This window comes from Deefgea piscis, assembly GCF_019665785.1.
Classification (GTDB): domain Bacteria; phylum Pseudomonadota; class Gammaproteobacteria; order Burkholderiales; family Chitinibacteraceae; genus Deefgea.
On record NZ_CP081149.1, the window covers coordinates 1,903,160 to 1,915,659 of the forward strand.

At 51.2% G+C, this 12,500-nt stretch carries 10 protein-coding genes; 2 read left to right on the top strand and 8 right to left on the bottom strand.

The features are described 5' to 3' along the window. The first annotated feature begins 37 nt into the window (after positions 1 to 37). Positions 38 to 1,753, top strand: a complete 1,716-nt coding sequence (recJ, locus tag K4H25_RS08875; protein ID WP_221020191.1) for a single-stranded-DNA-specific exonuclease RecJ — start codon at positions 38 to 40, stop codon at positions 1,751 to 1,753. Further along, the gene (locus tag K4H25_RS08880; RefSeq protein WP_221020192.1) at positions 1,750 to 3,078 is read left to right on the top strand and encodes a chitinase N-terminal domain-containing protein; all 1,329 of its coding nucleotides are present in this window, start codon (positions 1,750 to 1,752) and stop codon (positions 3,076 to 3,078) included. The genes recJ and K4H25_RS08880 overlap by 4 nt, the downstream gene beginning before the upstream one ends. 17 nt (positions 3,079 to 3,095) lie before the next feature. On the opposite strand, the gene K4H25_RS08885 is transcribed toward K4H25_RS08880, so the two are convergent. The 8 genes from K4H25_RS08885 to K4H25_RS08920 all read right to left on the bottom strand — a co-directional run bounded on the left by K4H25_RS08885 (position 3,096) and on the right by K4H25_RS08920 (position 12,487). Further along, positions 3,096 to 3,857, bottom strand: a complete 762-nt coding sequence (locus K4H25_RS08885; RefSeq protein WP_221020193.1) for an HvfC/BufC N-terminal domain-containing protein — start codon at positions 3,855 to 3,857, stop codon at positions 3,096 to 3,098. Next, on the bottom strand, positions 3,854 to 4,687 hold the full coding sequence (bufB, locus tag K4H25_RS08890; protein WP_221020194.1) for an MNIO family bufferin maturase: 834 nt from the start codon (positions 4,685 to 4,687) through the stop codon (positions 3,854 to 3,856). The genes K4H25_RS08885 and bufB overlap by 4 nt, the downstream gene beginning before the upstream one ends. 72 nt (positions 4,688 to 4,759) lie before the next feature. Continuing rightward, positions 4,760 to 5,008, bottom strand: coding sequence for a BufA1 family periplasmic bufferin-type metallophore (locus K4H25_RS08895; protein ID WP_221020195.1), 249 nt, complete (start codon positions 5,006 to 5,008; stop codon positions 4,760 to 4,762). Between the two features lie 311 nt (positions 5,009 to 5,319). Then, positions 5,320 to 6,159 carry a phosphoserine phosphatase SerB gene (gene serB, locus K4H25_RS08900; RefSeq protein ID WP_221020196.1) on the bottom strand — a complete coding sequence of 280 codons (840 nt, stop codon included), beginning with the start codon at positions 6,157 to 6,159 and terminating at the stop codon, positions 5,320 to 5,322. Between the two features lie 4 nt (positions 6,160 to 6,163). After that, entirely contained in the window at positions 6,164 to 7,186 is a 1,023-nt protein-coding gene (locus K4H25_RS08905) for an FUSC family protein (protein ID WP_221020197.1), read from the bottom strand. 3 nt (positions 7,187 to 7,189) lie between these two features. Further along, positions 7,190 to 7,921, bottom strand: coding sequence for a UPF0149 family protein (locus K4H25_RS08910; RefSeq protein WP_221020198.1), 732 nt, complete (start codon positions 7,919 to 7,921; stop codon positions 7,190 to 7,192). 16 nt (positions 7,922 to 7,937) lie between these two features. Next, positions 7,938 to 8,396: a GNAT family N-acetyltransferase gene (locus K4H25_RS08915; protein ID WP_221020199.1), complete on the bottom strand. Its 459-nt coding sequence runs from the start codon at positions 8,394 to 8,396 to the stop codon at positions 7,938 to 7,940. Between the two features lie 2 nt (positions 8,397 to 8,398). After that, complete coding sequence (locus K4H25_RS08920; RefSeq protein WP_221020200.1) at positions 8,399 to 12,487, bottom strand: DEAD/DEAH box helicase; 4,089 nt, start codon at positions 12,485 to 12,487, stop codon at positions 8,399 to 8,401. Between the last annotated feature and the right edge of the window lie 13 nt (positions 12,488 to 12,500).

The window sequence follows — 12,500 nt, forward strand, 5'->3', positions numbered from 1 at the left end:
AAGCTGCTTGGCTTGGTGTATTGATTAAAGGATTTTTGTGCTGACTATTCGTCCTCGTTCCGTTCCGGCCCAGTTAGAAAACGCATTGTTAAGCGCTGGATTTTCAGCCTTGCATGCGCGGCTTTATGCTGCGCGTGGCATTGCCCATCCGCAAGAGCTTGAGCATGAGTTAAAGCACTTATTGCCGTTTAGCCAACTTAAAAACGCTGCCGAAATGGGGGCTCGTTTGGCCGATGCTATCGCCGCTGGGCAACGCATGTTGATTGTTGGCGATTACGATTGTGATGGTGCTACGGCCACCGCTTTGGGTATGAAAGGTTTGGCGGCATTTGGTGCGGTGGTGGATTTTATCGTGCCCAATCGTTTTGAATATGGTTATGGCCTCACGCCAGAAATTGTCGCTTTAGCCGCCGAGCGCCAACCCAATATTATTATTACCGTCGACAATGGCATCGCTAGTCATGCCGGGGTTGAGGCAGCACGTGCACTGGGTATTGAGGTTTTAATTACCGACCATCATTTACCTGCCGATACGCTGCCCAATGCATTGATTGTGAACCCCAATCAGCCCGAGTGTGCATTCCCAAGTAAAAACCTCGCCGGTGTTGGCGTGATGTTTTATGTGTTGATGGCACTGCGTGCTGAGCTGCGCTCGCGTGGTGCATTTGCGGGAAAAACTGAGCCAAATCTGGCGCAATGGCTTGATATCGTGGCATTAGGCACCGTGGCCGACGTGGTTAAGCTTGATGCAAATAATCGGATTTTGGTTGAGCAAGGCTTAAAGCGTATGCGCGCCGGCCGCGCCGCGCCCGGAATTATGGCTTTGTTTAGTGCTGCGGGGCGTTTTCATGCTCGAGCCAGTTGCTTTGACTTGGGCTTTGCCTTGGGGCCGCGCCTGAATGCCGCAGGGCGTTTGGACGATATGAGTTTTGGGATTAACACTTTGCTGGCCGCCAGTGAAGAGGCCGCTTTGCCTTTGGCACGTGAACTGGACCAATTAAATCGGGCGCGCCGCGATATTGAGCACGGCATGCGCGCCGAGGCCGAATTGGCATTGGCCAGTGTGGCGGTGGACGATAGCTTTAGTATTGCACTTTACAACCCCGATTGGCATCAAGGCGTAGTGGGGATTGTGGCGTCGCGTATGAAAGATCGTTTTCATCGGCCGACCATTGTCTTTGCTAACGGCAATGGCGATGAAATCAAAGGCTCGGGGCGCTCGATTCCCGGCTTACATTTGCGCGATGCGCTGGATTTAGTCTCTAAACGTCATCCACATTTAATTCGTAAATTTGGTGGGCATGCGATGGCGGCGGGTTTGTCGTTAAATGTTCGCGATTTTGCTGAATTTAAAGCGGCATTTGAATCCGTTTGCCGAGAATTACTCAATGAAGGTGATTTAAGCCGCATTATCGAAACCGATGGTGAGTTGCCGCCAGAGGCTTTTGTATTGGCCACTGCCGAAGGTTTAGAAAGCCAAGTTTGGGGGCAGGGGTTTCCAGCGCCTTTATTTCAGGGGCAGTTTCGGGTACTAGAGCAGCGTATTGTTGGCGAAAAACACAGCAAGCTTAAATTAGCGACAAAGTCAGGTATTGCTGTAGAGGCTATGCAATTTAATTACTGCGAGCCAATACCTAAAGACATTACTGCGGTGTATAAAATTAATGTGAATGAATTTAGAGGTGAGCGGATGTTGCAATTGCAATTGGAATTTAGCCGACCATTTAATCCTCAGGATGACATCTCACTATGATGCGCCGAGCGCGGTTTGCGTCTTTGCTATTCACGGCAGCCAGTCGATGTCTAGGCGCAAGTGCGCTGGTGCTGCTTACCTTGGGTGTGATGCCTGCAGCACAGGCGAGTTTTTTATTGCCCAGCGCGGAGGCGGCCGCTCGCATGCAATTGGCCTGCCAGCCGACGATGATTCTTGGTTTGATGTCGTGCGAATCTTTGCCCGAACCCGCGCCGATTCGTGGCAATGCCGCAGAAATTACCCCCGCTGAGTTTGTTGCGCCGACTAGCGCCATAGAGACGATGGGCGCGCTGGTGGATGAAACGCCGCAGGCGCCGTTTTTAGATTTGGTGCCGCTTCGAGTAAAAGCAGGTCGGTTTAGTTTGAGTTGGCAAAATGGCATGGGGCAGGTGGGGCAATGGTGGGAAGTTTGGGATAATCAGCAGCTGCGTTATCGCGGCAAAGACTTTATTCAGCGCCCTTTACCCAAACTTGCTGCATCCGCAACTGATGCCGCCATATCATCTACCCAATCCCAATCCCAATCCCAATCCCAATCCCAATCCCAATCCGAAGTGGTCTTCAATGATGTGCAAGGCGGCGTTTTTACCATAGAAAAAATCGAGCCTGGTGAGCATCAGTGGGAAGTGCGTTTGTGCAATGGATCGCAAGCGGCGCCTAAATGCAGTGCTGCTTATGCGCAAACGTGGGTTGAGTCGGCAGAGCAAAGTAGTGACTCGCAGCATGTACCCGGTCAGCCCGAGTTGGCTTGGTTTCCTGCTGTCGTTACCGATGGCAAAATTACGCTGCAATGGCATTTGTACTGGGGAAAAACCGGTGATCAATGGCAGGTGCTCAACGCGGGCAAAGTGATTTATCGTTCTAGCCAATTTACTGAACACACTGAAAATAGCCAAGCAGGCAGCGTGCAGCTGCCTTTAGTGGACGGTGTCTATTCGCTAGCTGTGCGTTTATGTCAGGAAAATCGCTGTAGTGAGTCGCGGCCGCAGACGGTTGAGGCCATGCTGGGCCCTGCTCTCGCGCCAGCGCCGCCTGAAGTCAATGTGTATGCCGAAAGCGACGCAGAGCTGGGCTCGGGATTGGTGGCGGGGCAGTTGCTTGTCAGTTGGCAAACCACTGCTGCGAGCGTAGCGCCAGAGACTTGGCGTTTGCTCGATGAAAATTCGCGGCAGGTGATTTTTAGCCAAAAAATCAAACGCGCCTGTCAGGCTGGGGTGTGGTGTGGCAGTTGGCAAGGTGTGCCGCCAACTCGGCCGGCGCATTGGCGAGTGCAGCTTTGTCGCGCGCAGCAATGCGTTGAGAGTCAACGTATGGTCGTGCAGTAAGCCGCAAGGATTTGTAGCTATTTTTGCAGAGCGCCCTGCGATGATGCTGTCGATGTGGACGTGATTTTTATAATTAATTGCTGACTAATTAATTGGCCTAAGCTGGCCGCAGGGTCAAAGTTGGCGCTGATGCTGGCGGCGGCCATTAAGGCTTGAGCTAAGGGTTGCGCTTGTTGCAATTGGCGTAAAAATTGCGCGTTGGCCGCATCGATGACTTGGTATTGATCGCGCCAAATGAGGACTGACTCGGCTTGCTGTAAATCTTGCGGTGCAGCTTGCCCGTGATGCATGGCGTAAATACTGGCAATCGGCCATGGTGACTCGATAATGCTGACGGCGGGATGCAAGGTAAAAATAAGCTCGCTCAGCTCATCGACGTATTCAGCCAAAGATTGTGCGCTAAGCGTAGTGCAATCGTCTGCAGTGTGGGCAATATGCAGCGCCCAATCAAATTGCGCCACGTCACTTAAATAAGGATAGGGTTGTGCTGGGGCAAATTGCGCAATAAATGCGGGAAACTGTTCGCCTTCACGCTGTAAGTTGGCGCTATGGCAGGGCGTTTGTTCGGTATAGCAGTCTGCCATCGCCATAAAAAATTCATCCCCCAATAAAGCAAAGATGGTGGGGTAGGCAATTTGCAAGGCATTGGCGCGATTAAGCCGCACATTATTTCGGTAAACCGCCATATTGGCTTGCGTTGCTGGACTGATGGCCGAGTTAGTGCTGTTGGGCTGGTCAATGGTGCGGGCAAATTCAGCGATCGCTTGTTGGTAGTTCATGGCTTTTCGCCTTGCCAAATTGCGGCGCAATGCGCGTTTAATTGTTGGTAATCCAGCGTTAATTCATCAAGCGCCGGAATATGATTGTCGCGCTCAAGCAGCACGGGAATCGGTCCGGTTTGTTGGATTACCACATCAAGTAATTGCCATACCGCTGGCGTTGGCGCTGCACCATGGGTGTCGATGGCAACGCCGTCAAACAGCTCAAAACCGGCGATATGAATTTCACCTACTGATTTGAGGGGCAGATGTGCCAGTTCAAGATAGGGGTCAATGCCCAGATTAATCTGGCTGACAATCAGGTTGTTCACGTCAAGAATCAGCCCGCAGCCGGTTTGCGCTACCAATTGCGCCAGTACTTCACTTTCGAGATAAATTTCATCTGCAAATTGGATGTAACTGGAGACATTTTCGATCAAGATGGGCCGTTGTAAAAAATCTTGCACGATGTTGATTCGCTCGCTGAGTTGCTCAATCACGCCTTCAAGACGTGGCACAGGCAATAAATCGGCGTAAGCGCGTTGATTAAGGCGATTCCACGCCAAATGCTCGGACACCGCCGCCGGTTCGATGCGATCAACGAGGGTTTTAAGTTGCTTTAGATGCTGCGCATCGAGCGCATCTGGACTGCCTAGCCCCATAGCGACGCCATGTAAGCTGATTGGGTAATCGGCGCGGATTTTTTCAAGTGCCGCAATTGGCGCGCCACCACCGAAATAATTCTCGCTATGCACTTCCCACCAAGATACGGGTGGACGTTCTTGAATCACTTGCTGAATATGCGGGCTTCTAAGCCCTAAGCCGGCGCAGGGTGGCAGTGAGGTCAACATCGTAATCCACTTGAGTGTAAAGATTGATGCGGCAGATTGAGTGGCCTATCTCTACCTGCCGCATGGGGGTAATTACATTGCTTTTAGCATGCCATTCATTTCTGTGCAGGTGCCTTTGGCTACATATTTCCATTCTTTGGGGTCCATGCTGGCTCCCGCTTGACCGGCGCAAGAGTGCCCATTGGCGGCGCAATCGTTGGCGCCTGCTTTGGCAACGCCATAGCATTTTTCTTTGGCGGCATCAGCGGCTAAAGCCGGTTGTGCGGCGGCAGCTAAGACGGCCACCATGGCTGAGGCGAGTAAGATTGATTTATTGTTCATTTTCATTCTCCAGCATATCTAATCAAGTAAGAAAAGCAGCGTTTGTCTGTATCGACACAATGGTAGTCGTGGCGACTGCTTTGTTATTACACAAGTTAGAGAATAATATTAAAATATTTTTTATCGCTGATGCGTATTAGAGGTATAGCGCTAGATCTTATTTAATTTATGGCTTGTGTTGATATACCTATGCCGCCATTATTGGGTGAAAACAAAAACCGCTCAGATGCAATCAGGCATGTGAACGGTTTTTATTTTAGGTTAGCTCGATTGGAAGGGTTCGCGCTGTAAAGCAAGCACTTGCGAAAAGTTTACTTAAAATAATTTAAGACGCCATCGAGGCCAACATAATTGATTTTGTAAGGCGCTTCGGCTTGCACTTTGGGTTTGGCATGGCAGGCTACGCCAAAGCCTGCGGCATTGAGCATGGGTAAATCATTGGCGCCATCGCCCATCGCCACCACTTGTTCTTGGCGTAAACCGAGTTCATCGCGCATGGCGATCAATTCATCGCGTTTTCTTTCGGCATTAACGATGTCGCCAACAATACGACCAGTGAGTTTGCCGTTTTCGATTTCCAGTACATTGGCAATGGTGCGAGTAAGCCCCAGTTGCGTTTTGAGTTTTTCGGTGAAAAAAGTAAAACCACCGGAGATCAGCAAGGTTTTTGCCCCCGCCGCTTGAAAACCCGCGAGCATTTTTTCTGCGCCCGCCATCAGCTGCAAACGCTCAGTATAAACGCGCTCTAATGCCGATTCGTCAAGCCCCGCTAGCAAGGCCACACGCTGCGTGAGGCTGGCGTTAAAGTCGAGCTCGCCGCGCATGGCGGCAGCCGTAATGGCGGCAACTTGCGCTTTGATGCCGATCATGTCGGCGATTTCGTCAATGCATTCGATGGTGATCAGCGTGGAGTCCATATCCATCACTACCAAGCCAATGTCTTGTACGCTGAGCTCTTCTGGGATAAAGGCGAAATCAAATTGATTGGATTCACAAAAGTCAGCAACCGATTCGAGGTTGTCGATCTCAGCACCGTGAAGCTTAAACGCCTGTTGGTTAATCGCTTCAATGGTGTGTGCGCCAGAAAGACGTGCCAGTTGTTTTAAGTTTTGCGTCGCCAATTCTGGCGCTTGTATCACTAAACGGTACATAAACTTATTGCTTCCCTGTTGCTGGTTTTAAACTATGGAAAATCATCGCAAAAATCCCTGCGATGCTCGCGCCTAAGACGGTTTCATAAATTCGATTTTCAGCCGAAATCTCGGCTGCATGGCCATGAATCCCCAGTAGCGCCAAAATCACATACACAATAAAAGTAATAATCGCTGCGACATACATTAAGCCATTGGCAAAGGCGACCGGTATCAACGCGCCGGATAAGGCCGCCAATAAAACTAGCTCAACATTTGAATCAATTTGAAATACAAACAACCAAGCTATGGCCGAGGCGAGCAATACACCGACAAAGCGTAGCCAAATCGTTGGATAAGTTCGGTCGGGCTCAGGGCGAAATACCACGACGGTACAAATAGCCGCCACATTAGGTGCAGTCAGATTGAGGTAACGGGCAGAAAAAAAGCTTAGCGCACAGGCAATGGCCAATAAAATGCCAAAGGTGGCCCCAGCAAATTGGCCTTTGCGCAGTTGCTGGTAATCGCTACGCCAGTGCGGCTGGATTTGTAGGCCGATGGGGTTATTCATTCTGGGCGCAAAGCTCACACTGAGCGCAATCGTCATTGCCGCCGCAATCAGGTAATACGGCAAAATGGCGCTCGACACAAACGTGCCGGGGTAGCCTATTAAATAGGCTGAGGCCAATAGCCGTAGTAATAAATCCAGAGCAAAACCGGCGGATAAACTCGCGCCGATTAAGGTCATTAAAAGTAAAATACCGCCTAGCCAAAGCAATATATTGTGATTAATGCTCAGGCTAATGCTGGCGGTCAGCAGCATCAAGATATTGCCAAGCACCATGCTTTCGAGGCGTTTTTTGCGGGTGCCGCCGATGTCGAGCATCAGTGTCGCCAAAATGGCAAAACCCATCATGCCGGCCGCTTGGTTGTGATCGTGGTAAACCTGCCAGCCCATTGGAATAGCAAAAGCCATTACCCCCAACAGCATGCGCGAAGGGGGGAATGGTCCGCGATTAGGGCGAAGTAGCGTGAGCCACTTGGGCATTAATTATGCACCGTGGCACTTTTTGAATTTTTTGCCTGAGCCGCATGGGCAAGGATCATTGCGGCCGACTTTGGGCTCGTCGCGTTTGACTTGCTCAACATGGCCAAATTTTTCTTCAAGCACAAAATACATAATGTCTTCAACATGCCAAGGCAACTCGGCCACGCGATCAGCCCGCTCTTTAGTAGTCAATAGCTTGACCGGTTCAGCACCCACTTCATCGCTTGGGCTGGTATCTGCTTCGTCGCCCGCGCTGGCAGCGAGTGCGAGAATGTTTTCAACGGCGGTATCGAGTTCTTCATTGGCTTCTAGCAGTGCGTCCCACGCTTCGCCCCGCGCTTCAATCCCAGCATAAAAACCTGAGGCCCAATATACGCCAGAGGTTTCTTGCCATTGCTCGTCTTGGTCTTCGTCCGACAAAATCACCGGCACATACAATGGGTTTTCACCGGGATTGTCGCGGCGATTAACTGAAAACGCCGCTTTAATGCTGGCTGCATGTTGGCGAATCAGGCCAAAAATCTGTTCGGCTTCTTCATGGTCGTCAAATTCCGGCGGCGTACCAGCAAAAATCGCCGGCAGCCATTCGTCTTCTGGGACTTCTTCTGGGCCCACGGCCAGTGCCACCAAAAAGCCATCGAGCATCTCGATGTCCATGGTTTCGGCCGGTGTGCGCGGTGACATTAAAAAGCTGTCGAGTTGTTCAAGTTGTTCGTCGTTAAGGAGTTTGCTCATACTGATTTCCATTGGTTTAGTGCTGCTGTAGTGGCTTTTCTAACCACTCAGCAAAGTCAGGGCGCGTTGGGATAAAACCCTGCCCACGGAAAAAACCGCGTGCGCTATGCGTTGTAACCAGCATTATATGGCTTAAGCCTTGCTCGCGGGCACTCAATTGGAGTGCTGCTAATAACGCTCGCCCCAAATTTTGCCCGCTATGCTGGGGTGAAACATAAAAATGCAAGATCTCGCCGTGCCTATCCATCGCGGCAACGCCGCAGATTATTTGCTGCTGTACCGCGAGCCACACGGTGCCACCATCATTAATCGATTCGGCAATGTCTTCCGCATTAATAGTATGGTATAGGTCGCTGAGCGTTTGTGCGCAATGCTGATGATCTAATACCCCCAATTGCGTGATCGATTGCACGATAAGGGCGTGAATGGCTTTGGCGTCACAGGCTAGGGCGGGCCGAAAATCATAGTTTTGCATCGTTATACCGCCGATTTAAGTAGTTGCAATAAGGCGTCGGCGCCGAGTTTGCCACTGCTGTCGCCGCCTTCGAGCAAACTATCGGCCAAGTCGCGTTTATTGTGATGCAACGCGACGATTTGCTCTTCAATCGTGCCCTCCGCAACGAGGCGATAAATAGTCACAGGGCGTTGTTGTCCCATGCGATGCGCCCGATCTGACGCTTGATCTTCTACCGCTGGATTCCACCACGGGTCAAGATGAATTACATAATCGGCTGCAGTTAAATTGAGCCCTGAGCCACCGGCTTTTAGGCTGATCAAAAACACATCGCCTTCACCAGCTTGAAATGCATTGACTGCTTCAAGGCGTTTTTTCGGTGGTGTGCTGCCATCTAGATATTGGTAGGCAATGCCTTTTTGTTCTAGCCATTCACGCACAATGGCTAAATGGTCGACAAATTGGCTAAACACCAAAGCTTTATGCTGATTGTCGAGTAGTTCTTCGGTGATTTCTGCAAATGCAGTCAACTTGCTACCGATTAACTGGCTGTCTTTCATTACTAATTTGGGGTTGCAGCAAAACCGGCGCAGTTTGGTGATTTCGGCCAGTACTTGCATCGGTTTTTTGGCCGCTTCATCAATACTGTCGAGCCTTTCAACGGCTTGTTGGCGCAGTGCTTCGTATAAATGCTGCTCGTCACTACTGAGTGGCACGCGTAGCGTGATTTCGGTGCGTGATGGCAATTCGGCGAGCACTTGGGTTTTGGTTCGGCGCAGCATAAATGGCTGGATGAGTTTTTTGAGCGCGTGTTTGGCCGTTTTATCGCCGCCTTCAATCGGGTTGGCGTATTTGGCGGTAAATTTCTCTTTAGAGCCCAGTAGCGCTGGATTGATAAAGCGAAATAGATTCCACAATTCACCCAAATGATTTTCCATCGGTGTGCCGGTGGCAATCATTCTAAAGTTCGCTTGCAGCGCCATAGCAGCTTGGCTGCGTTTGGTGGTGGCATTTTTAATTGCTTGGGCTTCGTCCAGCACCACCGTATGCCAATGCACGGCAGCAAATTGCTCAGCGTCTTGTTGCAGTAAGCCGTAGCTGGTGATGATGACGTCAAACGCGCCTAAGGCTTCCAGTTTACGTTGTTGCCCATACGCTTGAATCTTTAGCGTCGGGGCAAATTTGCAGCTTTCGGCTTCCCAATTGAGCGCAACCGAAGTCGGGGCCACCACCAAGCATGGGCCGTGCGGGGCGCGCTCTAGCATTAAGGCCAAGGTTTGCACGGTTTTGCCCAAGCCCATATCGTCAGCCAAGCAGGCGCCGACACCCCAGTGCGCAAGGCGAGATAGCCATTGAAAACCGTCTAGTTGATAGTCGCGCAGCGTCGCTTGCAAGGTGGATGGCACTTTGGGCTGGTGCTGCGCCAGTTGATCGAGCTTGGCGATGTGATTGCGCCACGCAGCGTCTGCTTCAAGCTCGCCCACTTCTTGGCTCAGTTCAAGCAGCGCATTACTGGCCAGCAGGTTGACTTTAAAGCCGTCTTTGCCGCTTGGTTCTGCGACGGCGTAGAGCTCTTCGAGGCGTTTTCTAAAGGAGTCAGTTAGCGCCAAATAATCGTTGTCGCCGAGCTTTAAAAAGCGGCCGGGTGAGGCGTCAAGTAACTCGAGCAATTGGCGCAATTGCAATACCTTGCCATCGTCGAGTTTAACTTCGCCATTGACGACAAACCAATCGCCTTGTTGCTTAAGCCCCAGCTTCATATTGGCCAGTGATTTAGTGGCTTTAAGGCGAAAGCGCTCGCCTTCGGGCCAAACCAGCTCGATTTGCTCTGCAGGCAATCGGCGCAATTGCATCAATAGTTCGAGGCAATCATCGGGCGCGTCCATTTGCCATTCTTGACCGTCAGATTCGGCATTGGCCAGCGCGGTGCAGACATTGAGTACGTGATTGAGCGTGGCTTTTTCTTGCGCTAAGTCACGTTCGGCCTGAACGGTCTTGCCGTCTTGCTCACCTAAAATATTGGCCGCGCCTTTGCCCGGGGTAAACCAGCCGCCATCCAGAATCGGGCGCACCAAAAACTGCAGGCGTAAGCCTTCATTGAGTGGTAATAAATGCGCGTACAGCATGGTGTTGCCCGGTATTGCGCTGATGTGTGCGGCTAGCTCGGGTAGGTCTGAATGAATGGCGATATGGGGTGCAATCGCCGTAATCGCGCCAACGAGTTGTGGTTTGGCTTGGGCTGGAACGAGTAGACCATTGCCAATAATGCCGGCAATTTGGCGAATGTCGGGCTTGATGCGATAGACCATCAGCCGGGTCGGGGTTTCTTTTTTCCAAACGACATCTTCACCGGCAATCACTTTAGGGTTGAGCTTGAGTGAAATTTGGCCTTTGTTTTCTTTCAGTTGCAGTGCAACTTCACCCTCCACAATATCAATGCGCACATCCGGGGCGTCGGCCCAATACACTTGCGGATGGCCGATTAGCTCGAATAATGCCGATTCATGATCTAGGGTATAGCCCGACTCACCATAATAATTATGCTCTGCGTGCGCATACCGAACGATGCGTTGATCTTGTGCGCTTAAATAAGCCAAGGCGGGGTCATTGCCAATGGCTAGGCGTTTGAGCGCGACGGCGCGGCCTTTGCTCCAGACGCCTTTGGCGCCGAGTTTTTGTTCTTTGGGCTCGAGCGTAACGCCGCCGTGCAGCACACTAACCAACCAAACCAGCCGAATATGGCTGGTGGCGATCTCATTGGGCTTGGCATTGAGCTGGCTGAGCGCGGTCAGCGCGCGTGACCAAGCCGCTTCGCGTGGCAATAAATCGACCCAAGCTTGCTGTTGGCGATCGGTATGCCAATTGGGGAGTAATAAGTCGTCGCTAAAAGCGCGCGCCATAAATACGTCGAGCTCTTGCGTAACCCATTCGTATTCTTGCCAAGCATGATGCAGTTTTTCGCACTGGGTGCGCCAATTGGCATCAAATGGGTAGTCGCGCCAATACAAAATCAGCAGCTCAATTAGCCCTGCAAAGCCATAGCTGGCAGTGACCGGTTGCACCGTTGAGGTGTGGCACGCCAAGCCCGTGGCGAGGTAATAAATCCAATCAATATGCTCGTCATACAGGCTATTGAGCTTGTCTTTTTTGCCGACCTCAAACTGCACGACTAAGCGCTTTAAATCGTCTTCGCTGCGCGAACCAATTAAGGCCAGACTATAGAGCAGGCCATTGACGCCGCTAATGGCGACTTTGCGCTTATTGCTGTGTTTTTTGATTTGCTCGATCAGCAGGCCAAAGCGGTGAATGGCGCTAACAAAATCGCCGCGACTGAGGCGATTGGCGGTATCCGCTTCAGAGAGCGCATTGGGATTAAGCAGCTTGGCAAGGTGCTCAAATGCAGTTTGATCGCCGCGTAAGTGCGCTTGCCAAGCTAAAATCGACACAAAATTGGGTAGCACCCCTTTGAGCGTGGCGCAGTGGTTGAGCGCGTAATCGTATTGTGCTTTCGCTGGCGCTAATAAATTACTGGCAAAGTACAAAAAATTGACCAGCAGTAAAGCTTGAACTTCGGCAGTCAGCGTAGAAAAATGCCGCACGCCCAGAGGATGGTCAAAGAAAAAATGCACCGGATGCTGCTCGAGCGCCGCTAAGGACATGCCGCTGGTGCTAAATGCTTCTAAATCGTTGGTCAGTAGTGATTCATCCCCCAATAGCGCAGAAAACACGCACAGCGTGGCATAGCTTTGTCTGGACGTGCTTTCCCAATATTGCACTACCGGTTTGGTTTGCACTGCTGCATTCACCCAGTCGAGCAGGGCGCCATGCTCGTTGAGCTGCGCCAACAGCGGCCATTGCAAGCCATCATTGAGCTCAAACCCCACCACGTCGTTTTTAATCCATTTGGCAATTAACAAACGGCCCAAGGTGGCTTTGACCGAAGGAATATCCAGCGCAATGGACGGCTCAAACGGGCTAACTAAAGCGACGCGTTTGAGTAATTCAATGACCCGAGTTTGTCCTAGGCCTTTACCATACACGGCAAAGGCATATAAAAATGGTAGATCTTGTGGGGGTATATCGCTGAGTGATTTGTTTTGCAAAAGAGCCAAGGCAATACCTATC

Excerpts from the sequence above, each read along its gene's own strand:
- K4H25_RS08905 (WP_221020197.1), bottom strand. The coding sequence starts at position 7,186 with ATGCCCAAGTGGCTCACGCTACTTCGCCCTAATCGCGGACCATTCCCC.
- K4H25_RS08880 (WP_221020192.1), top strand. The coding sequence starts at position 1,750 with ATGATGCGCCGAGCGCGGTTTGCGTCTTTGCTATTCACGGCAGCCAGT.
- K4H25_RS08910 (WP_221020198.1), bottom strand. The coding sequence starts at position 7,921 with ATGAGCAAACTCCTTAACGACGAACAACTTGAACAACTCGACAGCTTT.
- serB (WP_221020196.1), bottom strand. The coding sequence starts at position 6,159 with ATGTACCGTTTAGTGATACAAGCGCCAGAATTGGCGACGCAAAACTTA.
- K4H25_RS08885 (WP_221020193.1), bottom strand. The coding sequence starts at position 3,857 with ATGAACTACCAACAAGCGATCGCTGAATTTGCCCGCACCATTGACCAG.
- bufB (WP_221020194.1), bottom strand. The coding sequence starts at position 4,687 with ATGTTGACCTCACTGCCACCCTGCGCCGGCTTAGGGCTTAGAAGCCCG.
- K4H25_RS08895 (WP_221020195.1), bottom strand. The coding sequence starts at position 5,008 with ATGAACAATAAATCAATCTTACTCGCCTCAGCCATGGTGGCCGTCTTA.
- K4H25_RS08915 (WP_221020199.1), bottom strand. The coding sequence starts at position 8,396 with ATGCAAAACTATGATTTTCGGCCCGCCCTAGCCTGTGACGCCAAAGCC.